The organism is Halomonas icarae (genome assembly GCF_009901955.1).
In the GTDB taxonomy this organism is placed as follows: Bacteria; Pseudomonadota; Gammaproteobacteria; order Pseudomonadales; family Halomonadaceae; genus Halomonas; species Halomonas icarae.
In genome coordinates this window covers 2,206,604-2,231,682 of sequence record NZ_WUTS01000001.1, presented here as the reverse complement: position 1 = coordinate 2,231,682, position 25,079 = coordinate 2,206,604, and the positions used below count along the sequence as shown (strand labels likewise).

25 protein-coding genes are annotated in these 25,079 nt (G+C 62.5%); 12 read left to right on the top strand and 13 right to left on the bottom strand.

Features of this window, described 5'->3' with window-relative positions; all coding sequences use genetic code 11:
• Positions 1 to 745 precede the first annotated feature (745 nt).
• The 6 genes from GRB80_RS10150 to GRB80_RS10125 all read left to right on the top strand — a co-directional run bounded on the left by GRB80_RS10150 (position 746) and on the right by GRB80_RS10125 (position 4,163).
• The gene (locus GRB80_RS10150) at positions 746 to 997 is read left to right on the top strand and encodes an MliC family protein (protein WP_237561964.1); all 252 of its coding nucleotides are present in this window, start codon (positions 746 to 748) and stop codon (positions 995 to 997) included.
• A gap of 59 nt (positions 998 to 1,056) precedes the next feature.
• Positions 1,057 to 1,740 (top strand): DNA-3-methyladenine glycosylase I, encoded by a 684-nt coding sequence (locus GRB80_RS10145; protein ID WP_161423503.1) that lies wholly within the window; start codon positions 1,057 to 1,059, stop codon positions 1,738 to 1,740.
• A 459-nt stretch (positions 1,741 to 2,199) separates the two neighbouring features.
• Positions 2,200 to 2,673 (top strand): YqhG/Tai3 family protein, encoded by a 474-nt coding sequence (locus tag GRB80_RS10140; protein WP_161423502.1) that lies wholly within the window; start codon positions 2,200 to 2,202, stop codon positions 2,671 to 2,673.
• A gap of 79 nt (positions 2,674 to 2,752) precedes the next feature.
• Positions 2,753 to 3,265: a hypothetical protein gene (locus GRB80_RS10135; RefSeq protein ID WP_161423501.1), complete on the top strand. Its 513-nt coding sequence runs from the start codon at positions 2,753 to 2,755 to the stop codon at positions 3,263 to 3,265.
• Positions 3,266 to 3,429: 164 nt separating this feature from the next.
• The gene (locus GRB80_RS16600; protein ID WP_374708677.1) at positions 3,430 to 3,687 is read left to right on the top strand and encodes a DUF3140 domain-containing protein; all 258 of its coding nucleotides are present in this window, start codon (positions 3,430 to 3,432) and stop codon (positions 3,685 to 3,687) included.
• Positions 3,657 to 4,163 carry a GNAT family N-acetyltransferase gene (locus tag GRB80_RS10125; RefSeq protein ID WP_161423499.1) on the top strand — a complete coding sequence of 169 codons (507 nt, stop codon included), beginning with the start codon at positions 3,657 to 3,659 and terminating at the stop codon, positions 4,161 to 4,163. Before GRB80_RS16600 ends, GRB80_RS10125 begins: the two co-directional genes overlap by 31 nt.
• Before the next feature lie 82 nt (positions 4,164 to 4,245).
• Here the strand turns inward: GRB80_RS10125 and GRB80_RS10120 are convergent, their stop codons facing one another.
• The 8 genes from GRB80_RS10120 to GRB80_RS10085 all read right to left on the bottom strand — a co-directional run bounded on the left by GRB80_RS10120 (position 4,246) and on the right by GRB80_RS10085 (position 13,643).
• Entirely contained in the window at positions 4,246 to 5,145 is a 900-nt protein-coding gene (locus tag GRB80_RS10120) for a hydroxymethylglutaryl-CoA lyase (protein WP_161423498.1), read from the bottom strand.
• A 3-nt stretch (positions 5,146 to 5,148) separates the two neighbouring features.
• The gene (locus GRB80_RS10115; RefSeq protein ID WP_161423497.1) at positions 5,149 to 7,200 is read right to left on the bottom strand and encodes an acetyl/propionyl/methylcrotonyl-CoA carboxylase subunit alpha; all 2,052 of its coding nucleotides are present in this window, start codon (positions 7,198 to 7,200) and stop codon (positions 5,149 to 5,151) included.
• A complete protein-coding gene (locus GRB80_RS10110; protein ID WP_161423496.1) occupies positions 7,197 to 8,063 on the bottom strand; it encodes an enoyl-CoA hydratase-related protein in 867 nt (288 codons plus the stop codon). The genes GRB80_RS10115 and GRB80_RS10110 overlap by 4 nt, the downstream gene beginning before the upstream one ends.
• 156 nt (positions 8,064 to 8,219) lie before the next feature.
• The gene (locus GRB80_RS10105) at positions 8,220 to 9,827 is read right to left on the bottom strand and encodes a carboxyl transferase domain-containing protein (protein WP_161423495.1); all 1,608 of its coding nucleotides are present in this window, start codon (positions 9,825 to 9,827) and stop codon (positions 8,220 to 8,222) included.
• Between the two features lie 170 nt (positions 9,828 to 9,997).
• Complete coding sequence (locus tag GRB80_RS10100) at positions 9,998 to 11,167, bottom strand: isovaleryl-CoA dehydrogenase (protein WP_161423494.1); 1,170 nt, start codon at positions 11,165 to 11,167, stop codon at positions 9,998 to 10,000.
• 166 nt (positions 11,168 to 11,333) lie between these two features.
• Positions 11,334 to 12,107, bottom strand: coding sequence for an ABC transporter substrate-binding protein (locus tag GRB80_RS10095; protein ID WP_237562081.1), 774 nt, complete (start codon positions 12,105 to 12,107; stop codon positions 11,334 to 11,336).
• Positions 12,108 to 12,216: 109 nt separating this feature from the next.
• The gene (locus tag GRB80_RS10090) at positions 12,217 to 12,942 is read right to left on the bottom strand and encodes an ATP-binding cassette domain-containing protein (RefSeq protein WP_237561963.1); all 726 of its coding nucleotides are present in this window, start codon (positions 12,940 to 12,942) and stop codon (positions 12,217 to 12,219) included.
• On the bottom strand, positions 12,939 to 13,643 hold the full coding sequence (locus GRB80_RS10085) for an ABC transporter permease (RefSeq protein ID WP_132042674.1): 705 nt from the start codon (positions 13,641 to 13,643) through the stop codon (positions 12,939 to 12,941). The genes GRB80_RS10090 and GRB80_RS10085 overlap by 4 nt, the downstream gene beginning before the upstream one ends.
• A gap of 112 nt (positions 13,644 to 13,755) precedes the next feature.
• Here GRB80_RS10085 and GRB80_RS10080 point away from each other — a divergent pair, with 112 nt between their 5' ends.
• Positions 13,756 to 14,634 carry a helix-turn-helix transcriptional regulator gene (locus tag GRB80_RS10080; RefSeq protein ID WP_161423492.1) on the top strand — a complete coding sequence of 293 codons (879 nt, stop codon included), beginning with the start codon at positions 13,756 to 13,758 and terminating at the stop codon, positions 14,632 to 14,634.
• Between the two features lie 147 nt (positions 14,635 to 14,781).
• On the opposite strand, the gene GRB80_RS10075 is transcribed toward GRB80_RS10080, so the two are convergent.
• Positions 14,782 to 16,800: a sigma-54-dependent Fis family transcriptional regulator gene (locus GRB80_RS10075; protein WP_161423491.1), complete on the bottom strand. Its 2,019-nt coding sequence runs from the start codon at positions 16,798 to 16,800 to the stop codon at positions 14,782 to 14,784.
• 326 nt (positions 16,801 to 17,126) lie between these two features.
• On the opposite strand from GRB80_RS10075, the gene GRB80_RS10070 reads away from it, so the two are divergent.
• Positions 17,127 to 18,923: an NAD(P)/FAD-dependent oxidoreductase gene (locus GRB80_RS10070; RefSeq protein WP_161423490.1), complete on the top strand. Its 1,797-nt coding sequence runs from the start codon at positions 17,127 to 17,129 to the stop codon at positions 18,921 to 18,923.
• 61 nt (positions 18,924 to 18,984) lie between these two features.
• Positions 18,985 to 19,149: a hypothetical protein gene (locus GRB80_RS16260; RefSeq protein ID WP_202597201.1), complete on the top strand. Its 165-nt coding sequence runs from the start codon at positions 18,985 to 18,987 to the stop codon at positions 19,147 to 19,149.
• A gap of 171 nt (positions 19,150 to 19,320) precedes the next feature.
• On the opposite strand, the gene GRB80_RS10065 is transcribed toward GRB80_RS16260, so the two are convergent.
• Positions 19,321 to 19,860, bottom strand: a complete 540-nt coding sequence (locus GRB80_RS10065) for a GspH/FimT family pseudopilin (RefSeq protein WP_161424306.1) — start codon at positions 19,858 to 19,860, stop codon at positions 19,321 to 19,323.
• Between the two features lie 240 nt (positions 19,861 to 20,100).
• On the opposite strand from GRB80_RS10065, the gene yghU reads away from it, so the two are divergent.
• Together yghU and GRB80_RS10055 are read left to right on the top strand one after the other, a co-directional pair.
• Positions 20,101 to 20,982, top strand: a complete 882-nt coding sequence (gene yghU / locus GRB80_RS10060; RefSeq protein ID WP_161423489.1) for a glutathione-dependent disulfide-bond oxidoreductase — start codon at positions 20,101 to 20,103, stop codon at positions 20,980 to 20,982.
• A complete protein-coding gene (locus GRB80_RS10055) occupies positions 20,975 to 21,373 on the top strand; it encodes a thioredoxin family protein (RefSeq protein WP_161423488.1) in 399 nt (132 codons plus the stop codon). The genes yghU and GRB80_RS10055 overlap by 8 nt, the downstream gene beginning before the upstream one ends.
• 1 nt (position 21,374) lies before the next feature.
• Here the strand turns inward: GRB80_RS10055 and GRB80_RS10050 are convergent, their stop codons facing one another.
• A complete protein-coding gene (locus GRB80_RS10050; protein ID WP_161423487.1) occupies positions 21,375 to 22,244 on the bottom strand; it encodes a LysR family transcriptional regulator ArgP in 870 nt (289 codons plus the stop codon).
• A 126-nt stretch (positions 22,245 to 22,370) separates the two neighbouring features.
• On the opposite strand from GRB80_RS10050, the gene GRB80_RS10045 reads away from it, so the two are divergent.
• Complete coding sequence (locus tag GRB80_RS10045) at positions 22,371 to 23,003, top strand: LysE/ArgO family amino acid transporter (protein WP_161423486.1); 633 nt, start codon at positions 22,371 to 22,373, stop codon at positions 23,001 to 23,003.
• On the opposite strand, the gene GRB80_RS10040 is transcribed toward GRB80_RS10045, so the two are convergent.
• Positions 22,996 to 23,382, bottom strand: coding sequence for a septal ring lytic transglycosylase RlpA family protein (locus GRB80_RS10040; RefSeq protein ID WP_161423485.1), 387 nt, complete (start codon positions 23,380 to 23,382; stop codon positions 22,996 to 22,998). The genes GRB80_RS10045 and GRB80_RS10040 overlap by 8 nt on opposite strands.
• Positions 23,383 to 23,616: 234 nt before the next feature.
• Positions 23,617 to 24,555 carry a S66 peptidase family protein gene (locus GRB80_RS10035; protein ID WP_161423484.1) on the bottom strand — a complete coding sequence of 313 codons (939 nt, stop codon included), beginning with the start codon at positions 24,553 to 24,555 and terminating at the stop codon, positions 23,617 to 23,619.
• Positions 24,556 to 25,079: the final 524 nt, after the last annotated feature.

The following is a 25,079-nucleotide window of genomic DNA, read 5'->3' as shown; positions in this document are numbered from 1 at the left end:
TGAGCAGTGCGATGATTTGCTAATCATTTTGGAGTAACTCTAAACAATCATGGGCCTTATTGGTCATCTTTAGTTTTTTTGCATGGAGGCGCATGAGTTAACTTGTTGTGTTTGTAGGGGCTTGTGTATATGAATATTATTTATGACGTTACAAGATTTCTGGCTAATGCCAGCTCCAATCTGATAAGTTGTTGGCGCTTGGAACTTGACCCCGCTCGGCCTTGTGGCCGATTTTGAATTCACGATAGGCGAGCGAGATGAAACGACGAATTGTTCCCGGTGTGCTGACGTCCCTGGCGGGAGTCGCGCTAGTTGTCTGGTGGTTAACCCACGGAACACATCAACCCGTTTATCGGTGGCCTGGTGAGGCCTTCCAGGGTTTGGCCTTTTCCCTTGGCTGGGGGCTTGGTGTGCCCGAGGCTCTTGCCTACCCGCTGGCAGGCTTGGCCTTTTCTGCCGTTTTGGTCGTCTGCTTTTTCCCCGGATATTGGTCGGTGGGTTGTCTTGTTAAGCGGCGTTAGGCGTCATCCGTGCCGCCCATTTAACCTCCATGCCTCCGATTTGCTGCGTTGAGGGCGTCGCGGTAGCATGAAAAAAGTCGAATGAAACCCATACTCAACCCACGGCTATCATGAAAACCCTGACTCTCGTTGCGATTGCTTCCCTTCTGCTTGTTGCAGGCTGTGCCACGTCTCCACAGGAAAGCGGGGAGACACAGAAGCAGCAGGCCTCCTCTGGGGCTGGCATGCATCAGTACCAGTGCGACAGCGGTGCAAGTATCGCTGCCGCCTATCCCGATACCGAGAGTGCGACGGTCGAGTATCAGGGGAAGCGTTACGATATGCAGATCGCGGCTTCCGCCAGCGGCGCACGCTATGTGGGCGGCGGGCTCGAGTGGTGGACCAAGGGCGCCGGGTCCGGCGCCGAGGGGATGCTGCTACAGCATGAAGCGGAGGGCAGTTCGGGCAAGATCATCGAGCGCTGCACGGTGCGCTGATCGTGCGTTGACCGAGTGGGTGTGTAGAACAGGGATGGCAAAAACCTAACGAGGCCGTTATGGCACTGGATTACCGATGGCTCCACGATACGGTTCGTAACCGCTTCGACTCTGACGATGCCATGGAGGCCTTTCTACCCAGGCCGCTTGCGTCGGATAAACTGAAGCAGTTGGGCGATGATCGTTATCTCTCCGCCATGAGCCTGCGGGTGTTTCGGGCCGGCATGAAACACTCGGTGGTCGACGCCAAGTGGCCCGCCTTCGAGGAAGCTTTCTGGGGCTTCGATCCCGAGGTGATGGTGCTGCTTACCCCCGAGCAGATCGATGGCTACATGAACAACGATCGCATCATCCGTCACCGCACCAAGCTGCAGACTATCCCCAGGAATGCGCAATTCATCCTGGATATTCGCCAGGAGCAGGGCACAAGCTTCGGCGAGTTTATCGCCGACTGGCCGAGTGCCGACATCATCGGCTTGTGGCGCCTGCTGGCCAGGCGTGGCGCTCGCCTGGGGGGACGCTCGGCCGCCGGCTTCCTGCGCCTGATCGGCAAGGATACCTTTCTGCTGACCGGGGATGTGGTGGCCCGCCTGGTGGCTGCCGGGGTGGTTGACCAGCCGCCGACGAGTCAGCGCGAGCTGCAGCAGGTTCAGGAGGCCTTCAATGAGCTGCAGCAGGCATCCGGAAGGCCACTGTGCCAGCTCTCGGCCATGCTCTCGTTGACGATCAATCCTCGGTTCTAAGTCAGGCGGGGGTGATCACAACGGCTAGCGATGTGGGCGTGATGCACAATGGTGCGCGATTGCTGGTATTTACCTTGCTGGCGCGATAACGCCTGCTACGCCTATCTCAGTTGAGGCAAGCAAGTCACTCAAGCACGGCTGGTGCTCTACCGCGTGGATTTCGCCTAGATCGGGCTGCTGATCCAGGCCGGCGACACTGAGGTGCCGCTCTTCGATATCACCGCGATACACGCCGAACAGGCGGTGGCCAGTCTTCTGGCCCATGGCTGAGGTTGCCTCCAACCTATCCCGGCCTGGCGAGCTCGGTTACCCTTGCTTACGCTGTCATCATGATCATGGCGATACCTCGTGCGTCGACTGGTTATCATTCACGATTCGCCCCTTTGTTCACTAATGGCTGGGTTACACCGCATGGCTGAAGCCTTGGTTAGATGGTGCTCCGCCAACATGGGAGGCAAGATGACAAGCTCCGCCGTGTTATCCCACTCCAATCACTTGCTGGCGCCGCTCTGTCTGACTCTGGCGCTGTCGTTGTCAACTTGGGCCGACAGCGGCGATATGGCACAGACGCGTACGGTCCGACAACTCTACGAACAGTTCGGCACCCTATGGTGCAGCGAGCGTGAGATGGCCAGGGTGTTCGACGCTGCGTTCGCGAGGGATATGGCGACTGCCTGCGATCGAGACCTGATCATGGCGATCGGCATGCCCGCGATTCCGGGTAACGACTACGACCTCGGCGAGATCACGCGCACCCTGGATATTACCTGTGACTCGGCGCAAGAAGTTCGATGTGTGGCAAGGTTCCAGAGCTTTGGCCAGCCGACTACCGTGACCTACCGGTTAGGCCAGCAGGGCGGTGGCTGGGTCATCACCGATATCATCGATGACCGAGGCGACTCCTACCGGCGTGCCGTGTCCCAGGCGCTATAGCGACGGCGAGCTACCCAGCCTCGATACTGGAACGACAGTCTGCAAGAGATGAATGTGGCCTGAAGAAAAGGGGTGCGTCATGTCGAATCATAATGATGATAAAGGGATATTCTCCGAATCAAGTGAAAAGGATGAGTTGACGAGAGAAGAGGTAATGCATTATATCAAGGCCTGGAAGGAAAGCCTTGAGTTGAGGGAAGGCTACTACAACAAATACCTAAGTGCGGCGATAGGTGGCGTCGTTACCCTGATTATCTCGGTAGGCCTGAATTTCGATCTGGTGGGAAGTCTATGGTGGTTGGAAAAGGCGTTGCTGATAATTGCCATGGTGCTCCTAATGGTAGCAGCTGGCAATATTCTTAACTGTTCCATATTCGTGTATAATTGCCGTTTACAGCTATTGAGTTTTGAGAGAGAGATTATCCTGAAGGACCAGGAAATGATCCCCAAGGAGAAATTGCTTACCATAGATACTGCTATAAAGGTCGAGAGGGATAGGGTTCATGTTTTTTATCAATACTCTTATTCTAGTGTGCTGCTGGCCATAATTATTGGTGTCTTGGGATTCTTGATAATTCTCATTAGGGTGTAATTTGAATGTAATAAGGCGTCATTGAAGACTCCGTCATCGCCCTATATGCATTTGATTTTATATATAGGGGCATGGTTTAAATTGGCTAGATTTATTGGAAATGACATCTGGTGAAGGCAAAGGGGGTAGATTGCAATGTCGCCTAGAAAGTCTAGAGAGGGAGTATGGGAAGAGTGGAAAGACCTTGTAACATGTCACCGGCTGAGCTAGGGGATTGGCTCGAGACTGACGAGAGCAAGGGCGTGGGTGATTCGAGCGGTGGTGAATCAACGGGGCATGCGTCAGGACGAAAGATTTTGAAGATCAAAAAGACCAACAAGGGAGATCTGACGCGACCAGGTGGCCACTGTTACTGGGCAAGATCACATCAACCGTTCAACCAGAGATTGACATGCCGACAGTATCCGATACCGAGCGACTGACCATTCGACATTTCGCCCACGAGGATGCCGACTTTATCGTGCGGCTGCTGAATGAGCCCTCGTTCATTCGCCATATCGCCGACAAGCAGGTTCGCACCCGAGAGGAGGCCGTTCGCTATCTCGATAGCGGCCCGGTGGCGAGTTACTGCGCCCATGGCTTCGGCCTGAACCTGGTGCAGCTGAAAGGCGAGGGCACGCCGATCGGCATGTGTGGCCTGGTGAAGCGGGACGAGCTGGAGGGGCCCGATCTCGGCTATGCGTTCCTGCCCGAGTTCTGCGGTCAGGGCTACGCCTTCGAAGCCGCGACCGCGGTGCTCGAGCAGGGCATGCGAGCGCACGCGCTTGAGTCGGTGCTTGCGGTGACGCTGCCGGACAACGCGCGTTCCAACCGCCTGCTGCGCGCGCTGGGCTTTCGTGCCCGGGGGACCGTAGACCTCTACGGGGCACGGAACAACCTCTACGAGTATCGTCGCTAGCCGTATAAACTCACCAGGATGTTCACGAAAAGCCCCTGAACCGGTGTCCCGGCTCAGGGAATTTCTCGTTCTGGTGCGGCAGTTACCTGGCGGCCAGCGCCACGCCTACCTTGGAGCGATTGGGGCGACCGATGGCATGGGTGATCCAGGTGCCGGTGTCGGCCAGGGCGTCGAGGTCGATGCCGGTCTCGATGCCGAGGCCATTGAGCAGGTAGACCACGTCCTCGCTTGCCACATTGCCCGATGCTCCTTTGGCGTAGGGGCAGCCGCCGAGGCCGGCGACGGAGCTGTCCACTACCGCGATGCCTTCCTCCAGCACGGCGTAGAGATTGGCGATCGCCTGACCATAGGTGTCGTGGAAGTGGGCGGCGAGCTTCTCCATGGGCACGTCACGGCTGACCGCCTCGAGCATGCGCTTGGCAGTGAGCGGGGTGCCGGTGCCGATGGTGTCGCCAAGCGAGACCTCGTAGCAGCCCATGTCATGCAGTGCCTTGCTCACTTCGGCCACCTTGGCGGGGGCGATCTCGCCCTCGTAGGGGCAGCCCAGCACGCAGGAGACGTAGCCGCGTACCCGCACCCCGGCTTCTCGTGCGCGCTCGAGCACCGGCTCGAAGCGGGCCAAAGACTCTGCCACCGAGCAGTTGATGTTCTTCCGGGAGAAGGCCTCGGAGGCGGCGCCGAATACGGCCACTTCCTCGACGCCGCACTCGAGTGCCGCTTCCAGCCCCTTGAGATTGGGGGTGAGCGCCGCGTAGGTGACGCCATCGCGTCGAGTGAGGCCGGTCATCACCTCATGATGATCGGCCATCTGTGGCACCCACTTGGGGGAGACGAAGCTGGCCGCCTCGATATAGCGGATGCCAGCCGCGCCGAGGCGGTCGATCAATTCGAGCTTGGTGCGGGTCGCGATCGGCGTCGACTCGTTCTGCAGTCCATCGCGGGGGCCGACCTCGACCAGGCGTACCTGCTTGGGAAATGCCATGGGTTACTCCTCCGGTGCGAACTCGAGCAGCACGTCGCCCTGGCCGACGGTATCGCCGGCGGCGAAGTGGAAGCTCTCCACATGACCATCGGCGGGGGCGGTCATGGTGTGCTCCATCTTCATGGCTTCCATCACCATCAGCGGCATGCCTTTCTCGACCTTCTGGCCCGGCTCCACCAGCAGCGCCACCACGGTGCCGTGCATCGGGGCGGTGAGGGTGGATTCCGTCTCGTGATGGCCGTGGTCGATGGCATCGATGCGACGCCAGAACAGGCGGGTCTCGCCGCTGGCATCGGCCATCACCACCACGCCGTTGTCGGCCAGGCGGGCCTGCAGGCGGCGACGGTGCCCATCCAGGGTGACCGCCACGGCGTCGCCTTCGAGGTGCTGGATGCGTGCGGTCAGCGTGCGCTCGCCGATCACCAGCTGCCAGGGGCCGGAGGCGGCCTCGCGACGGCCCTCGACCACCACTACCTCCTCGGCATCCGGTGCCTGGGCGCGGCTGAGGTCGTGGCCGGTGGCGCACAGGGCGATGCGGATGGTGTTGGGTGCGTTAAGGCGGAAGCCGTCATGACGATCCCAGGGGGAGTCGCTCTCGCACTCCCGGGAGAGCTGCTTGAGGCCGATCAGGGCCGCCGAGGCGTAGGCTTCGGTGGTGATCTCACGTGGCGCGAACAGGCTCTCCTCGTGCTTCTCGATAAAGCGTGTATCGAGATCGCAGCCCTTGAAGGCCGGGTGGGTGGCCAGGCGCTGCAGGAAGGCGCGGTTGGTCACCACCCCTTGCACGTCCAGTGCGGCCAGCGCGCGGTTGAGGGTGGCGAGTGCCTGGTCGCGGTCGCCGCCGTGCACGATCAGCTTGGCGAGCATGGGGTCGTAGTGCATGGAGACGGCATCGCCGCTCTCCACGCCGCTGTCCAGGCGCACCTTGTCGGGATCCAGTCCCGCGCCCTCGAGGTCCAGGGCGAAGCGGGTCAGGGTGCCGGTGGCAGGCAGGAAGTCCTGCTCCGGGTCCTCGGCATAGAGGCGTGCCTCGAAGCTATGGCCGCTGATCGTCAGCTCGTCCTGGGCCAGCGGCAGCGTCTCGCCCATGGCCACGCGCAGCTGCCACTCGACCAGGTCCTGGCCGGTGATCATTTCGGTGACCGGGTGCTCCACCTGCAGGCGGGTGTTCATCTCCATGAAGAAGAACGAGCCGTCGACGTCGAGCAGGAACTCCACGGTACCGGCGCCCACGTAGCCGATCTCCTTGGCGGCGCGTACGGCGGCCTCGCCCATCTCGCGGCGAAGCTCGGCAGTCATGCCCGGCGCGGGCGCCTCCTCGAGTACCTTCTGGTGGCGGCGCTGCACGGAGCAGTCGCGCTCGAACAGATAGACGCCGTTACCGTGGCTGTCGCAGAAGACCTGCACCTCGACGTGACGTGGCTGGGTCAGGTACTTCTCGATCAGCATGCGCTGGTCGCCGAAGGCGGCCTGGGATTCACGGCGGCAGCCATCCAGGGCGGCCTGGAAGCCATCGCTGGACTCGACCACTCGCATGCCCTTGCCACCGCCGCCGGCGCTGGCCTTGAGCAGTACCGGATAGCCTATCTTGTCGGCCTCGGCCTTGAGCAGGGCGTCGTCCTGGTCGTCGCCGTGGTAGCCCGGCACCAGCGGTACGCCGGCGTCATGCATGCGCGCCTTGGCGGCAGACTTGTCGCCCATGGCAGCGATGGCGGAGGCGGGCGGGCCGACGAAGGTGATGCCGGCCTTGTCGAGGGCGTCCACGAATGGGCCGTTCTCGGAGAGGAAACCGTAGCCGGGGTGGATGGCGCCGGCGCCGGTGCGCTTGGCCGCCTCGACCACTGCCTCCACCTTGAGGTAGCTGTCGCGAGCGGCGGCCGGGCCCAGGCGCACGGCCTCGTCGGCCTCACGCACATGGCGGGCATTGGCATCGGCATCGGAGTAGACGGCGACGGTGCGCAGCCCCATGGCGCGCGCGGTGCGCATCACCCGGCAGGCGATCTCGCCGCGGTTGGCGATCAGTACCGTATCAAATTTCTTCATTTCAGTGGTCATGAGCGGGGCTCCGCGGCACGGGGGTTCTGTTCTTTGGAAACAGGTTCTTCGGAAGCAGAGGGTTGCGTCCAGGCGGGGCGACGCTTCTCGAAGAAGCTGGCAAGGCCTTCCTGTCCCTCTTCGCTGACACGCAGCTCGCTGATCACCCGGCAGGTATGTTCACGGGTGGCATCGCTGTCGGGCTCGCGGGCCACATCGGCGAGCAGCGCCTTGGTGGCGCGCTGGGCCTGGGGCGAGCCGGCCAGCAGGATCTCGAGCATCGCCTCCACGGCCTCGTCGAGTTCGTCATGGGGGGCGATGCGATGGGCCAGGCCGAGTGCCAGGGCGGTGGGGGCATCGATGACCTCGGCGGTCAGCGCATAGCGGCGCATCTGACGAGGGCCGATGGCACGCTGCACATAGGGGCTGATCACCGCCGGTGACAGGCCGATCTTGACCTCGGAGAGGCAGAACTTGACCTTCTCGGAGGCGACGACCAGGTCGCAGCAGGCGGCCAGGCCCACGGCGCCACCGAAGGCGGCGCCCTGCATGCGGCAGAGCGTGGGGCAGGGCAGGGTGTCGAGGCCGTGCATCAACGCCGAGAGCTTGCGCGAGTCGGCGAGGTTGCCCTCGACGTCGTACTCGACCATGCGCTTCATCCAGCCCAGGTCGGCGCCGGCGGAGAAGCTCTTGCCCGCGGAGCCCAGCACCACCACGCGTACCTCACCCTTGCTGGCGGCCTCGTGGAGACGCTCCAGATGGGCGTTGAGCTCGGCGATCAGGCTGTCATCGAAGGCGTTGTGGATCTCGGGGCGTTCCAGCGTCAGCCAGGCGACACCGCGCTGATCGACGTCCAGTCTTGAGTAGGAGGGGGTAGCTGACATCTCAGACCTCATTTGCATAGCTTGAAGCTGGAAGAGCGGCGCTTCGCGCCTGGAAGCTGGAAGAAACCCCAAGACTCTCACTCTTGAGTGCACTCGATGAGGTGACTTCCAGCTTCCCGCTTCAAGCTTCCAGCTCCCTTGCGTAGCAAGGTGGGATTACATCCGGAACACGCCGAACTTGGTCTCTTCGACCTCGGCATTCATGGCGGCGGCGAGCGACAGGCCGAGCACATCGCGGGTTTGGGCCGGGTCGATGACACCGTCGTCCCACAGCCGTGCGCTGGCATAGTAGGGGTGGCCCTGGTGCTCGTACTGCTCGCGAGTGGGCTGCTTGAACGCCTCTTCCTCTTCCGGAGACCACTGCTTGCCTTCGCGTTCGATCTGCTCGCGCTTGACCTGAGCCAGCACGCCGGCAGCCTGCTCGCCGCCCATCACGGAAATTCGTGCATTCGGCCACATGAACAGCAGGTTGGGGTCGTAGGCACGGCCGCACATGCCGTAGTTGCCGGCGCCGAAGCTGCCGCCGATCAGCACGGTGAACTTGGGCACCCTGGCGCAGGCCACCGCGGTGACCAGCTTGGCGCCGTGCTTGGCGATACCCTCATGCTCGTATTTCGAGCCGACCATGAAGCCGGTGATGTTCTGCAGGAAGATCAGCGGAATCTTGCGCTGGGCACACAGCTCGATGAAGTGGGCGCCCTTGACCGCGGACTCCGAGAAGAGCACGCCGTTGTTGGCGACAATGCCCACCGGATGGCCGTGAATGTGCGCGAAGCCGGTGACCAGGGTGTCGCCGTAGTAGCGCTTGAACTCATCGAAGTCGGAGTCGTCAACGATGCGCGCGATCACCTCACGCACGTCATAGGGCTTCTTGAGATCGGTGCCGACGATGCCGTAGAGCTCGCTGGGGTCCAGGCGCGGGGCCTTGGGCTCCTGCATCTTGAGCTGGCCGCGCTTCTGCCAGTTGAGGCGTGACACGCTGGCTCGGGCCAGCTGCAGGGCGTGAGCATCGTTCTCGGCGTAGTGGTCGGCCACGCCGCTCTTCTTGGCGTGCACATCGGCGCCGCCCAGGTCCTCGGCGCTGATGCTCTCGCCGGTCGCGGCCTTCACCAGCGGCGGACCGCCGAGGAAGATGGTGCCCTGTTCGCGCACGATGATCGACTCATCGGCCATGGCCGGCACATAGGCGCCGCCGGCGGTGCACGAGCCCATTACCACGGCGATCTGCGGGATGCCTTCGGCGGAGAGAGTCGCCTGGTTGTAGAAGATGCGGCCGAAGTGGTCGCGATCCGGAAAGACCTCGTCCTGGCGGGGCAGGAAGGCGCCGCCGGAGTCGACCAGGTAGATGCACGGCAGGCGATGCTTGCGGGCGATCTCCTGGGCGCGCAGGTGTTTCTTCACGGTGAGCGGGAAGTAGGTGCCACCCTTGACGGTGGCGTCGTTGGCGACGATCACGCACTCCACGCCGGAGACGCGGCCGATGCCGGTGACCACACCGGCGGCGGGCACCGCGGAGTCGTAGACCTCATGAGCGGCCAGCGCCGAGAACTCGAGGAAGGGTGAGCCTTCGTCGACCAGGTGGTCGATACGGTCGCGCACGAACAGCTTGCCGCGGCTCTCGTGACGAGCGCGGGCCTTCTCGCCGCCGCCCTGGGCGATGGCAGCGGTAAGCTCACGCAGCTTCATCACCTCATCACGCATCGCCGTCTCGTTGGCCTGAAAGCCTTCGCTGCGCGGATTGATCTGGGTTTGCAGGATGCTCATCTTGGATCCCTTGATGTCTTGTCACCACACGGGATGTGGCTGGTGTAGGAGGGCAGCTCCGCTGCGCGACCGGAGGCCGCAGGCCTCCCAGCGGTGTTGCCAAGGCGCCTTCTGGCGCCAGTCGCGATGCGGAGCATCCCTCCTACATTGTGTTGGTGATTTGTTTGGCTTTATCGGGATTCGTTGAACAGCTCGCGGCCGATCAGCATGCGGCGGATCTCGCTGGTGCCGGCGCCGATCTCGTAGAGCTTGGCGTCGCGCAGCAGGCGGCCGGTGGGGTATTCGTTGATGTAGCCGTTACCGCCCAGCAGCTGGATGGCATCCAGCGCCACCTGGGTGGCCTTCTCGGCGCAGTAGAGGATGACGCCGGCGGCGTCCTTGCGAGAGGTCTGGCCACGGTCGCAGCCAGCCGCCACGGCGTAGAGATAGGCACGGCAGGCGTTGAGGGTGGTGTACATGTCCGCCACCTTGCCCTGTACCAGCTGGAATTCGCCGATGGACTGGCCGAACTGCTTACGTTCATGAATATAGGGCACCACGATATCCATGGCGGCCTGCATAATGCCGATGGGACCGGCGGCGAGTACGGTGCGCTCGTAGTCCAGGCCGCTCATCAGCACGCGTACGCCGCGGCCGACCTCGCCGAGCACGTTCTCTGCCGGCACCTCGCAGTCCTGGAACACCAGCTCGCAGGTGTTGGAGCCGCGCATGCCGAGCTTGTCGAGCTTCTGGGCGGTGGAGAAGCCGGGCATGTCCTTCTCGATGATAAAGGCGGTGATGCCCTTGGAGCCGGCATCCGGGTCGGTCTTGGCATATACCACCAACACGTCGGCGTCGGGACCGTTGGTGATCCACATCTTGTTGCCGTTGAGGATGTACTTGTCGCCATCCTGGCGGGCACGCAGCTTCATGGAGACCACGTCGGAACCGGCACCCGGCTCGGACATGGCCAGCGCGCCAATATGTTCACCGCTCATCAGCTTGGGCAGGTACTTGGCCTTCTGCTCCGCATTGGCATTGATCTTGAGCTGGTTGACGCAGAGGTTGGAGTGGGCGCCGTAGGAGAGACCAACCGATGCACTGGCCCGGGAGATCTCCTCCATGGCGATGCAGTGGGCCAGATAGCCCATGCCGGTGCCGCCATCCTCCTCGGAGACGGTGATGCCGAGCAGGCCCATGTCGCCGAACTTCTGCCAGAGGTCGTTGGGGAACTCGTTCTTCTCGTCGATCTCGGCGGCGCGTGGGGCGATCTCGTCGCGCGCGAAGGCGTTGACCTGTTCGCGCAGCATGTTGAGTTCTTCGTCGAGGCCGAAGTCGAGGGGCTTGAAGGGCGTGTGCATGGGGGAACTCCCGTTCTTGTCTGAGTTGTGGCGTTTAGCGCTGAGGTAGGCAGTTGCGCACAACGGGCCATATCGGGTGATAACACCTTATATGGCCCAAGACTAGGACAGGTTTACGTTAACGTAAAGTGCACCTTGTGGCTTGTACGACGAATGTCCTATCCCCTTACTCGGCATTGGGGAAGAACAGCTGCTGCCCCTTGACCTCGAAATCGCCGATCGCGTTCTGACCCTCCTCGGAGAGTAGCCACTGGTGCCACTGTTCGGCCAGGTCGTGCTTGAGGTGAGGGTGGCGCTCCTCGGAAATCAACAGGCTGCCGTACTGGTTGAACATCGCCTCGTCGCCGGCAAACAGCAGCTCGAGATTCTGAGGGTTGTCGAAGGCGACCCAGGTGGCACGATCGCTCATCACATAGGCATCCATGCCGGCGGCGGTATTGAGGGTCGGCCCCATGCCGCTGCCCAGTTCGCGGTACCAGTCACCGCCTGGCTCGACCCCGGCGGCGTCCCACAGACGAAGCTCGGCGCGGTTGGTGCCGCTGTCATCGCCGCGGGAGGCGAAGGGCGCCTCGGCCTCGGCGATCAGCTGCATCGCCTCGGCCACGGTCTCGGCATCGGCGATTCCGGCCGGGTCGCCGCCAGGCCCGATCAGCACGAAGTCGTTGTACATCACGTCGGCGCGCTCGGTGCCGTAGCCCTCTTCGACAAACTGCTCTTCACCGGCGGTGTCGTGCACCAGCAGGCTGTCGGCGTCGCCACGGCGGGCGATCTCAAAGGCCTGGCCGGTGCCCACGGCGACGACACGTACCTCGATGCCGGTCTTGTCGGTGAACTGCGGGATAATGACGTCGAACAGCCCCGAATTCTCGGTAGAGGTGGTGGAGGCCAGGGTGATGTACTTTTCCCCGTCCTGGGCCTGGGCGGCCAGCGAGAGGCCCATCAGGCCGATGGCGGTCAGAGCAATGCGTGCCTTGTGTTGCATGGTCGCTTCCTTGTGTTGTTGATGAGTGTCGCGATAGGCGACTGCTTGAGTGGTGCGGAGAGTCCGGTTAGAGCACCAGCTCTCCACGGATAAAGGCCCTCGCCTCGGACGAGGCAGGAGCCGTGAAGAAGGTGGCGGCATCGGTGTGTTCGATCAGCCGCCCCGCATTGAGAAACAGCACCTCATCGGCAAGACGACGGGCCTGGTGCAGGTCGTGGCTGCTCATCAGGATGCGGATACCCCGGGCGTGGAACTCCTGCACCGCGCTCTCCACCGCCAGGATGGCGGCGGGGTCGAGGGCCGAGGTGGGTTCGTCGAGAAACAGCACCTCGGGGTCGAGGAGCCAGGCGCGGGCCAGGGCGAGGCGCTGTTGTTCTCCGCCGGAGAGCACTCGGGCCGGTCGTCGCTCCAGATGACTCAGACCGAAGCGCTCCAGTGCCTCGCGGGCGCGTGCCTTGCGTTTTTGACGTGGGGTACCGTTGACCGCCAGGGCATAGACCAGATTGGCCAGGGCCGAGCGCTTCAGCAGTACCGGGCGCTGAAAGACCATGGCCTGACGTGGGGTGCGCCCCTCCCAGTGAAGCTCCCCCTGGGTGGCAGACAACAGTCCGTGAGCGAGGCGCATCAACAGGCTCTTGCCGGCGCCGTTGGGGCCCATCACCAGGGTACGTTTGCACCCGGTCAGGCGCAGATTCACGGGGCCGAGCAGACGCTGCCCGCGATGAGTGAAGCTCATGCCCTGCAGATGCTGTGTCGGGGGCTCGGCCACGAAGCGTGCCGTCATGTCGTTCATCCCAGTCGCCTCCTCGCCGCTTCGCCGACCATATAGGCGCCGGCGTTGACCAGCGCCACCAGTCCCAGCAGCACGATACCCAGGCCCAGTGCCAGTGCCAGGTTGCCCTTGCTGGTCTCCAGCACGATGGCGGTGGTCATCACCCGGGTCACGCCATCGATATTGCCCCCCACGATCATCACCGCGCCCACCTCGGCGCTGGCGCGGCCGAAGCCGGCAAGGATCACCGTGACCAGGCCCAATCGGGCATCCCACAGCAGGGTAGGAATCATGCGTTGCCGTGACAGCCCAAGAGAGGTGAGCTGTTCGTGATACTCCTGGTGCAACTCTTCCACCTGCTGGCGGGCCAGGGCGGCGATGATCGGCAATACCAGAATGACCTGGGCCACCACCATGGCGCCTGGTGTGAACAGCAGTCCCAACTCTCCGAGGGGCCCGGCACGGGAGAGCAGCAGGTAGACGCAGAGACCCGCCACGACCGGCGGTAGCCCCATCAGGGCGTTCAGCGCCACCACCAGGGCGCCACGACCCGGAAAGCGCCATAGCGCCAGGGCCGCGCCGAGGGGGAGTCCGATCAGGCTGGCCAGCAGTACGGCAACGAGCGACACCCTCAGCGACAGGGCCACGATCTCCATCAGTGCGGGGTCGAAGCCGAGGATCAAGCTGAGAGCGGTGGTCAAGGCGCTGGCGTCGCTGGGCATGCAGATCTCCATTGGATGACTGGCATCTTGTGCGTTTAGGTTCCAAGATGCATGCAGTCGTGTAAATAAGACATCTCAGAACATTAGTATGCAGTACCAGCGGAGAACAGGCATGCAGACCTACCTGACCACCAACGAGGTAGCGGACTACCTGCGCCTCAAGGAGCGCAAGGTCTACGACCTGGTACGCCAACAGGCCATTCCCTGTGTGCGGGTGACGGGCAAGTTGCTGTTTCCTCGCCACAGCATCGATCTTTGGCTGATGAACCACCTGGAGGGGGATCAATCCACGGCACGGCCGGTGCCCATGGTGCTGGCCGGTAGCCAGGATCCGCTGCTGGAGTGGGCGGTGCGGGAGAGTGGCTCCCAGCTGGCGCTACTGTGTCAAGGCAGCGGGGATGGGGTCCGACGTCTGCTGGAGGGGCGGGTGATGCTGGCTGGCCTGCATCTGCTGGATGCGGCGAGTGGTGAGTACAATCGCCCCGAGGCCCTGGGGATGGGCGGCATGCGCGATCTGGTGATGGTGCGCTGGGCGATTCGGCGTCAGGGGTTGCTGCTGGCATCGGACAACCCGTTGGGTATTCGGCGGCTGGCCGACCTGGCACGGCCCGGAGTGCGGGTTGCCCATCGTCAGCCGGATGCGGGGGCAGGGCGGCTGCTGACCTGGCTGCTGGATCGGGAGGGCGTGGAAGCCTCGCAATTACGTTTTTCCGAGCACCCTTCGCTCTCGGAAGATGATCTCGCCCTGGCGGTGCGCCAGGGCGAGGCGGATGCGGGACTCGGCGTGGAAGCGGCGGCGAAGCGCCAGGGGCTGACCTTTCTGCCCCTGCAGCAGGAGCACTTTGATCTGGCGATGCGACGGCGCAGCTACTTCGAACCGCCGATTCAGCGACTCCTTGCCTTCGCCCAGGAGCCTCGCTTCGTCGAGCGTGCCGAGGCGCTGGGCGGGTACGACATCGGCGAGCTCGGCAGGGTGGTTCATAATGCCTGAGTGAGATGGGGACGACGCCAGCTGTTGCAATATAGCCCAGTGGCTTTAATTACTCAGATTGGGGCCTGAGCCTTTGATGCCACTCGAGGTTCGCCGAGGCCGGCTATGCGACCTGGGGGTATTTTGGGGTCTGAAGAAGGTGGAGTTTCAGGCCTTGGATCTCGGGTCCAGGTGATATTTGTCAGACTCCTCCATGTCAGTCATTTCGTCGATACTGCGTCGGTTGGGTGACACCAGTGCATGCCGGCGCATGCGTCGATATACGGTAGGGCGCGAGACACCCAGTCGGCGCGCCACATCGCTGATATTCCAGCCGGTCTCCTGTAATAAGGTGTGCAAGGCTTGGCCACTCTCGCAGACATCAGACTGTGGGGGCGACTCGATGACCTGGGGAGTACTCGCCACCCTACCTCGGCACTCCTCGGGCAGGTCGTGGACGGTGATCTCCTCACCCTCTGTCGTGGCCAGAGCAAACCTCAGTGCATTCTTCAATTGTCGGATATTGCCTGGCCAGGCGTAGGCCAGCAAGGCGCTCATCGCGTCGGCGCGAAGACGCACGTCGCACTGCCGTTCGGCCACCAATGATCCGTAGATACTCCTGATAATGAAATGCTTGTCGGCCCGCTCGCGGAGTGCTGGAAGGCGCAGCTGTGCGCCGTTCAGGCGATAGTACAGGTCCTCGCGGAATTGACCGTGGGCGATCAACTCATGCATGTCACGATGGGTGGCAGTGATGACACGAATATCGACGCGCACAGCCTTCTCGGCGCCCAACGGCATGACTTCACTCTCGGCCAGCACGCGCAACAGACGGGTCTGCAGTGTCAGCGGCATGTCACCGATCTCATCCAGAAACAGCGTGCCACCATCGGCCTGTTGAATCAGCCCGCGCATGCCCTTGCTACGCCCGCCGGTAAAGGCCCCGGGCAAGTAGCCAAACAGCTCACTTTCGATCAACGACTCCGGTATCGCTGCGCAGTTGACCGCCACGAAAGGCCCTTCTGCGCGCGAGCCGCTGTCGTGCAAGGCTCGGGCCAGGACTTCCTTGCCGGTCCCCGTTTCTCCGGTGATCAACACGTTCACCATCTCGTTGCGTAGGCGGCGTGCCAGCTTGATAAGACGGTGCATGGCAGGATCGTCTGAGGCGAGACGGTCCAACGCCGGAACCGGTGTGGGAGTGGAGGGAGTGGGGCGCTGATAAGCCCGTGGCCCACGGGGTTCCATCACTGTAATGAAGCAGATCGCTTCGCTGGCGCGTACACGAAATGCGCGGATCTGATCCTCGCTTGAATAAGGGATACTCAGCAAGTCACTGACTTCACAGTCGAACAGTTGGTTGGCATTAGGTAGAAGGTCCACTGACCATGGTGGCCAGCGTTGCAGATGCGCTTCGATCAGTCCGCGCCCTTCGCCATTGGCGGCGATGATGCTGCCGTCCTCCTCGATTGCAATCAACCCCTTGCCGTTGAGATGAACGAAAGCGCGGGTGGTATCAAAACGCAGAATTAGGCTGTCACGGTAGCGATGCAGGAAGTAGGCATCTTCGATCATCCGTGCGTAGAGGCTGACCATGGGCAGACAGAAATTCTGACTTTCCGAAGCGCGTGGCGAGCGAAGGGCTGAGATATCCAGCACCGCGATGACATTCCCCTGGGGGTCGGTTATTGCCGCTGCTGTGCAGGTTAGATCGATATGCGTAGCATCAAAATGTTCATTCTGATGACAGGTAATGGCGCGCGCCTCATGTAGGCATGTGCCTACGGCACAGGTGCCCGCATGACGTTCACCCCAGTCGAGCCCGAGATGTAGGCCGGCTCGGCGCAGGTCCGCCTCCTGGTCTCGTTGACCGCGGAAGTCCACGGTAATGCCACGCTGGTCGGCAAGCAGCAGCACATAGCCCAATGGGGCCACCTGTGCGAAGAGCTGATCGACACCGGCACGAGCGACGTGCAAAAGCTCGTCTACCGGCTCGCGATGCTCCTTTAATGCTTGCTGGGTCAAGACGCGCACCGAGCGTGGGCGAGTTGGGTCGAGATGATACTCGCCCATACAACGCTCCCAGGAGCGCCGGATCACATCTCGGTATGTGTCCAGACCACTCATCTGATCCTCGGCGAGCCGGGTCAAAGTATGAATATGCTGGCGTTGTTCGTTACGTAGTTGCATTGCTGCCTCTCCATACCCCCGCTGTAATTCCAGCGGCTCTTGTTGTTGTGTGGCAGTCACTCGTTCAGCCTAAGCCGACCGCGCAGGGAGTCAATCGGCTGCACCTCCACCCTTCGTCGAGCATTACAGGTGTAACGCGCCCTTTCTCTCGTTACGTGACAGGTGTTTCATCCGTATCCATTTCGTTCATCACTTCACGCTGTTTCTTGTAACAGTATTTCTATTATTATCAGTTATTTAGCGGTGTTTTCGGTTGGGCGGCCGGGATTGGCACACTTCATGCTGTGGAGTGGGCGTGTCACCTACGAACAAAACGGAGAACAACGATGACGACACACACGCCTACCCAGGAAGTGCAGCTTTGGCTCGCTGATTTCGAGAACGCGCTTGAACAGCGGGATATCGCAAGCGTTCTGACCCTGTTCGGCGAGGAGTGCTACTGGCGCGACCTGGTCGCCTTTACCTGGAATCTCAAGACGCTGGAAGGCAAGGACGCCATTCAGTCCATGCTCAATGCCACACTCGATCAGATTCGTCCTACGAACTGGCAGATTGACGGCGAAGCCACTGAATCCGACGGTGTCACCGAAGCATGGTTCACTTTCGAAACCGCGGTGGCGCGAGGCAAGGGCCTGGTGCGATTGAAGAATGGTCAGTGTTGGACTTTGTTGACCACCATGAAGGAGTTGAAGGATTACCCTGAACCGAGTGGTCTGCGTCGCCCCATGGGAGCCCAGCATGGTGCCAGCAAGACTCGTGAAACCTGGCTTGAAGCTCGTGAGCGCGAAGAAGAGACGCTTGGCTACAGAGAGCAACCTTACTGCGTTGTCGTCGGCGGTGGTCAGGGGGGCATTGGGCTGGCGGCTCGCCTGCGCCAGATGAACGTGCCTACGATCGTGCTCGACAAGCACCCTCGTCCCGGTGATGCCTGGCGTAATCGTTACAAGTCGCTGTGTCTGCACGACCCTGTGTGGTACGACCACATGCCCTATATTCCCTTTCCCGACAACTGGCCAGTCTTTGCGCCCAAGGACAAGATCGGCGACTGGCTGGAGATGTATACCAAGGTCATGGAGCTCAATTACTGGAGCTCTACCGTGTGCGAGAGCGCCAGTTATGATGAGGCTAGCGGCGAGTGGACGGTAAACGTCAATCGAGATGGAGAACGTGTCACGCTTCGCCCCAAGCAACTGGTCCTGGCAACTGGGATGTCGGGCATGCCCAACGTGCCGCAATTTCCCGGTGCCGAAACCTTCGAGGGGGAACAGCAACACTCGAGCCAGCATCCGGGACCTGATGCTTACCGCGGAAAGAAGGTGGTTGTCGTGGGGGCTAACAACTCGGCTCACGATATATGCGCGGCGCTGTGGGAAAACGATGCGGATGTCACCATGCTGCAGCGCTCCTCCACCCATGTCGTGAAATCTGACTCTCTTATGGAGATTGCCCTTGGGCCACTCTATTCCGAAGAGGCCGTCCGCCAAGGGATCACTCATGACAAGGCCGACCTGATCTTTGCTTCCATTCCCTACAAGCTGCTACCCGACTTTCAGCGTCCTCTCTTCAACCAGATCCGAGAGCGCGATGCCGAGTTCTACAAGAGACTGGAAGATGCCGGATTTATGCTTGATTTCGGCGATGATGATTCTGGACTGTTTCTCAAGTATCTGCGGCGGGCCTCAGGCTATTACATCGACGTGGGGGCATGCGACTTGATCGCCGACGGTGAGATCAAGTTGCGTAGCGGCGTGAGTATTGAGCACATCAATCCGCGCTCAGTAACCCTCACCGATGGAACTAAGTTGCCCGCCGACCTGATCATCTATGCCACTGGCTACGGCTCCATGAATGGCTGGGCGGCTCGCATCATTTCGCAGGAGGTGGCCGACAAGGTGGGAAAGTGTTGGGGAATGGGCTCCGATACCACCAAGGATCCTGGCCCCTGGGAAGGCGAGCTACGGAATATGTGGAAGCCGACGCAGCAGGAAGCGCTATGGTTCCATGGCGGCAACCTGCATCAGTCTCGACACTATTCCCAGTATCTGGCCTTGCAGCTCAAGGCTCGTATGGAAGGCATCGCTACACCAGTGTACGGCTTGCAAGACGTTCATCATCTCGCCTAAGTCGCGATGGGCCGGTAGGGATGAGCCGGCCTGCTTAACAATTATCATCAAGGAGTTTACCATGATTTATACCAATCCGAGCCAGTCCGGTGCGGTCGTCGCCTTCGAGTCGCGCTACGGCAACTATATCGGTGGCGAGTTCGTTCCGCCGGTCAAGCGCCTCTGTGATGAGGTACACCGGCTGCTCGGTAGCTATGGAACTGATAACGCGATTAATTTTGAATAGGCACTTAGTACTCCCGAGGTTATCAGCTGGTATTAACGGAGCGTTTTGACTGGTTTTGTGAGGTGGCGGGGTAAGCGAAGTTTGTTAAGATTTCCGGCTTCAGGCCTTGTACGGGCTTCACTCGCTCTGCCGAGAAGGGATGGTGAATGCCTCTAGCTGAGTTACATGGTTTTAGCACTCGGACGGGCGAGAAGACTCCACGCGTACCCTACCGGCGTTACTGACAATGACACTAGCCCCCTCTTCCTGCCCTCCGCAGAGCCGGAAGGTGCCGTTGTAGCCCATCGTGCGGCCCAACGCCTTGTAGCGCACCGGACGATTATCATTGCGATATGTGATGGCGGGCAGCCGGCTCTCGCCAAGCGTGCGCAGCAGGGTGTCGCCGGGCTCGCCGCGGCCTTCGAAAATGGCCAGGGTCGCCAGCCACGCCTTGCCATCGGCGTTGTTGCTGATCGCACACTGGCTCATATCCACACTCGGGCATAGCGTAACGGTGCCGCGGCGGGTAATGGCCGCGCTGCGGGTCATCGCCAGCGCACTCTTGAGGCGCATCACCTCGGCGGCAACCTCGTTGCGGGCGGTAAACTGCTGGAAGCTTGGCACCGCCCAGGTGACCATGATCGCGAGCACGGCGATGGCCACGATCAGCTCGATCAGGGTAAAGCCGTGGTGCGAGCGCAGGCCGGCCGATGGTGACGCAATGGGGCGCATGGGGCCCTCCCGGGAGTGATTCCCTGACCCGCAGTGATTCTTTTACCTTAGCCAAGCGCCTTCGGCACGTTGTCGGTCTTTTCCTACCACGCTTGTAGGCGGTTGCCACCACGCTTATGCGTGATTCATGGTGGCTGGCGGGCCCAGCGGCTCGAATCCGAAACCTTAACCCGCTATCGTTTGTCGGAGGCTCACACGCCGTCGCCGATGACCGGCGCGGCTTCGCAACCAGGAGTCAGCATGAGCGAACAGAATCAGTACGTGCCGCCCAAGGTGTGGAAGTGGGAGCATCCCAGCGGTGGCGCCTTCGCCAGCACCAACCGCCCGATCGCCGGGACGACCCATGAGAAGGCGCTGCCGGTGGGCGAGCACCCCTTCCAGCTCTACTCCCTGGCCACTCCCAACGGGGTCAAGGTCACGGTGATGTTCGAGGAGCTGCTGGCGCTGGGGCATCGAGACGCCGAGTACGACGCCTGGCTGATCCGCATCGGCGATGGCGACCAGTTCGGCAGTGGCTTCGTCGAGGCGAATCCCAACTCAAAGATCCCGGCGCTGATGGATCACTCCACCAAGCCGCCTACCCGGGTGTTTGAATCCGGCTCCATCCTGCTCTACCTGGCGGAGAAGTTTGGCGAGTTTCTGCCGAGCGATCACGTCGCGCGTACCGAGACCCTGAACTGGCTGTTCTGGCAGATGGGCAGCGCGCCCTTCCTGGGCGGCGGCTTCGGGCACTTCTACGCCTATGCGCCGGAGAAGCTCGAGTACCCCATCGACCGCTACGCCATGGAGACCAAGCGCCAGCTCGATGTGCTGGATCGCCACCTGGCCGAGAACCGTTACCTGGCCGGCGACACCTACACCATCGCCGACATGGCCACCTGGCCCTGGTATGGCCAGCTGGTGCTGGGGCGGCTCTATGATGCCGGCGAGTTCCTGCAGGTGCAGGAGTATACCCATGTGGTGCGCTGGGCCCGGGAGATCGACGAGCGCCCGGCGGTGCAGCGTGGCCGCATGGTCAATCGCACCTTCGGCGAGCCGGAGATGCAGCTCCATGAGCGTCACGCGGCCGAGGACTTCGCCACCCGCACCCAGGACAAGCTCGCCGACGGTGATGATGAGTAAGTCGAGCAAGACGAGTAAGCCGAGTGAGAAGGGCGAGCTGAGTGCGCTGCGCCCTGTCTCCTCCCTGGAGGAGCTGGCGGCGCTGGAGGCGGAGTCTCCGGCGCTACTGGTGCTCTATGGCGGCCCGGCCTGTGGGGTGTGTCAGGCGATCAAGTCGCGCATCGAGGCGATGCTGGCCGAGTCGTTTCCCGCCATGCGGGGCGTCTATGTGGATTGCCAGGGCGAGGGGCAGTCGGTGTGTGCCCAGCGCCAGGTGTTCAGCCTGCCGGTGATTCGGCTGTGGTTCGATGGTCGCCCGTTCGACGAGTTCGTGCGAGCCTTTTCGCTGGCGGCGCTGCATCGCGCGATCGAGCGTCCTTATGCAAGGGGAACCCCGCCTCCGGCGTACTGAATCACACCAGGCTGACCGCGCCCAGCGCCTCGCTCAGCCGCTCGATCAGCTGGCCGCTATGGCGCCAGCTGTGCCAGTAGAGCGGCACCTCCAGCGCCTGCCCCGGGGCGATGCTGACCAGCTCGCCGGCCGCCAGCCGTCTCTCCACCTGCATGCGCGGGATCATGCCGTAGCCCATGCCGGCCAGGGCCAGCCTGACGAAGCCCTCCGAAGCGGGGCAGAGGTGGTAGGGAAAGGGGCCGTGGTAGCCGCACTGGGCCAGAAAGCGGTGCTGTAGCTGGTCGTTGGGGCCGAAGACGATGGCCGGCGCCTGGCGAAAGGCCTCGGCGGCAGGGCCCGCCGAAAAATGGCGCTCGCGATAGGCGGGCGTGGCCAGCGGCAGATAGCTCATCCGGCCCAGGGGCAGGGCGCGGGCCCCGGCGATGGGCTGTGGGCTGGCACACAGGCAGGCGGCCACATCGCCGTCGCGCAGGCGGCGCAGGCCGACCTCCTGATCCTCCACCACCAGGTCGAGGACTACCCCCTCCTCCCGACACAGGACTCCGACGGCCTCGGCCCACCAGGTGGCCAGGCTGTCGGCGTTCACCGCGATGCGCAGGCGGGGGGCCTCGCTCTCCAGGGTCGGCAACGCCCGGCTCAGGTCGCGCTCGAGCAGCTGAACGCGCCGGGCATGGTTGAGCAGCTGGCGCCCCACCGGCGTGGGGGCCAGCGTCGGGGTGCGCACCAGCACGGGCTGCCCCAGGCGTATCTCCAGGGTGCGGATGCGCTGGGAGATCGCCGATTGCGAGAGCCCCAGCGCCTCGCCGGCGCGCTCGAAGCCGCCACACTCCACCACGGCCGCCAGGGCCTCCAGCAGCTTGTAATCCAGCATTTCATATATCCGACCAATATTTGGGTCATCATAAGCAGAGCTGATGCGACATTAACAGGATGATTTTTGCGTATGGCTGGCATCGGCTAGGCTGGCCGCCATCGATAACGACATGGGAGCAGGGAGATGCTGGAGAGCTATCTGACCGGGCTGGTGGTTAGCGGCGGGATCATCATGGCAATCGGCGCCCAGAATGCCTATGTGCTGGGGCTGGCGGTGCGTCGTCAGCACCACTGGTGGTCGGCCGGGCTGTGCATGACCAGCGATCTCTTGCTGCTGAGTGCCGGCATGCTCGGCATCAGCGCGCTGCTGCTGGCGGTGCCCCAGGCGATGGAGGTGATGCGCTGGGCCGGGGTGCTGTTTCTTGGCTGGCTGGCTGCCCAGGCCCTGTGGCGTGCCGTCAGCGGGCGTCGGGGGCTGGATGGCGAGGCCCAGGCGCCGCCGGGGCGTCGCCGGGTGATCCTGGCCACCCTGGCGGTGACCCTGCTCAACCCCCAGGTCTACCTGGATACCCTGCTGCTGATTCCGGCGGTGGGGGCGCAGCAGAGCAGCACCGCCGGCTTCCTGGCCGGGGCGGGGTCGGCATCGATACTGTGGTTCAGCCTGCTGGCCTGGGGAGGGGCGGCGCTGGCGCCCTGGCTGAAACGGCCGGTGGCGTGGCGGGCCATCGACGGAGCCATCGGCGTGATGATGGCCGCCATCGCGATTCAGCTGGCGAGCGGGACGGGCATGCCGGCCGCCATGGCGGGAATCAGTTGACCTGGGTGATGATCACCGGGGCCACGCCGCGGTTGATAAGGCCCAGCTTCCTGGCGGCACGCTTGGAGAGATCGATGATGCGGCCCCTTACGAAGGGGCCGCGATCGTTGATCACGACCGTGACCTCCTGGCCGGTATCCGGGCGCTCTACCACCACCTCGGTGCCGAAGGGCAGGTGGCGATGGGCGGCGGTAAGCTGGTTCTGGTCAAACGGCACGCCGCTGGCCGTGGTGCGGCCCTGGAACTTGTCGGCATAGAAGGAGGCGTATCCCTGCTGAGTCTCGGCGCTGGTGTCATGAGCATTGACGTTGGCAGCAGTGCCGAGGGCCAGCAGGCCTGCCAGGCAGCAGGTCAGCATCAGGCGCGTTCGGGTTCCCATCGGTGTTTCCTCACGGTTCTCGCTGGGCACGTGTGCTTTTTCACGATACCACGTGAGTCAGCACGGTCGGGTGCAGCGCAAGGAGAGCTTCTCGCTGCGGTGCACAAATAATACTCGCCCGCGATGTGTGAGGCAAGGAATCCCGACGATGGGCGCCAATGCCCGCATGATCGCGACAATCTTATATAAAGGCCCTGTTGTAGATAGAAGACACTGGTGCACGCCGCCTGCCGGTCAGCTCGCCACGCTGAGACGCCCCTGGTGGATCTGCCCGCTGGCGCCGTAGCGCCAAGGGCGGTTGTGCACTCCATGGCCCACCGGCAGGCCGTGATAGAGCGGGATGCCCAATGGCGCCAGGGTCGCGGCGAGGATCGCCTCGAGGCATTCATCGCCCCAGGGCGGGCAGCCCTCGAAGGTACCCAGACAGACGGCGGCGGCCCGGTCCAGGGCGCCGCCATGCACCAGCTGCCACAGGGCCCGCTCCAGGCGATACCAGGGCTCCCCCACATCCTCGAGGATCACCAGCGCCCCGGGCGGTGCCTGGAAGGCGGCGGGCGTGCCCGAGAGGCTTGCCAGGGTGGTGAGGTTGCCGCCGACGAGAGGGCCGCAGAGTGTGGCGGGGGCCTCGCGCCAGGCGGCAACTGGATAGTCGAGCGCTGTCGTCCCCTGAATCAGTGCCAGGGTCTCGGTGAACTGCTGATGCACTACCCGGCGCTCTTCGTGACCTGTCTCGCTAGCAGCCTCGCTTTCGGTCTTCCCGTCGTCGGCCGTGTGTTCGGCCTCGAGCAGGCCGCTCGCGGCCTTGACCACCGGGCCGTGGATCGCCGGCAGGCCGTGGCGGTGCCAGTGGTCGAGCAGCACGGTGACATCGGAGTAGCCCACCAGGGGCTTGGGGTTGGCGGCCAGCCGGGTCCAGTCGATGCCGTCGAGGAGCTGGGCGGCGCCGTAGCCGCCGCGGATCGCCCATACGGCCTGGGTCTCGGGGTCGTCATAGGCGGCATGTAGCTGGGCCAGCCGCCACTCGCGGGAGCCGGCCAGGTAGCGACAGGGCCGCTGCAGCGGTTCGGGGCAGCGCACCCTGACACCCAGCGACTCCAGCCCACGAATGCCTCGTGCGATGGCGGCGTCGTCGGTGACCGAGGAGGGGGCAATCAGGCTGATGGCAAGCGACATGGAAAGGATCCGGCGGCTGGAAAAGCCCCTAGGATGGCATGGAGGGCGGGTCGACGCATCTCGTCGCCCCGGCTGGAATCAAGCAAGCTACGTGAAATGAACATGTCGTTACCGCTGTAGTGATGACCTGGTCAGTCTGACCGCTCCATCGACAGGAACGAACTGTTAAGCGCTTCATCAAGTAACTTCTTAATTAAATTAATAAAATACTTTGCTGGGAGCATTGAACTCTCTGGCTGGCTGAGATGGTGGAGCACTGCTGCCGGGTGTAAGCGTAGCTCTGCCGTGGTTCATGTTGGCAAGAGATGCTGGCCGCGTGGAGCGCGGTCATTCGACTGGGAGACGGCATGCATGGTTCATGCAAGAATGGCCAGCAAATATCTGATTTATAAGTTTTTAATGTAAATTTAGCCGGCCGGCCTGCTGTGATGAGGGCGGGGTCTATGACTAGGGAGCGTTAACAATCAGGCCAGCCAAACGATGGCCGATACGAGGCAGAGTAGCGACTGATAATTTCTTGCCAG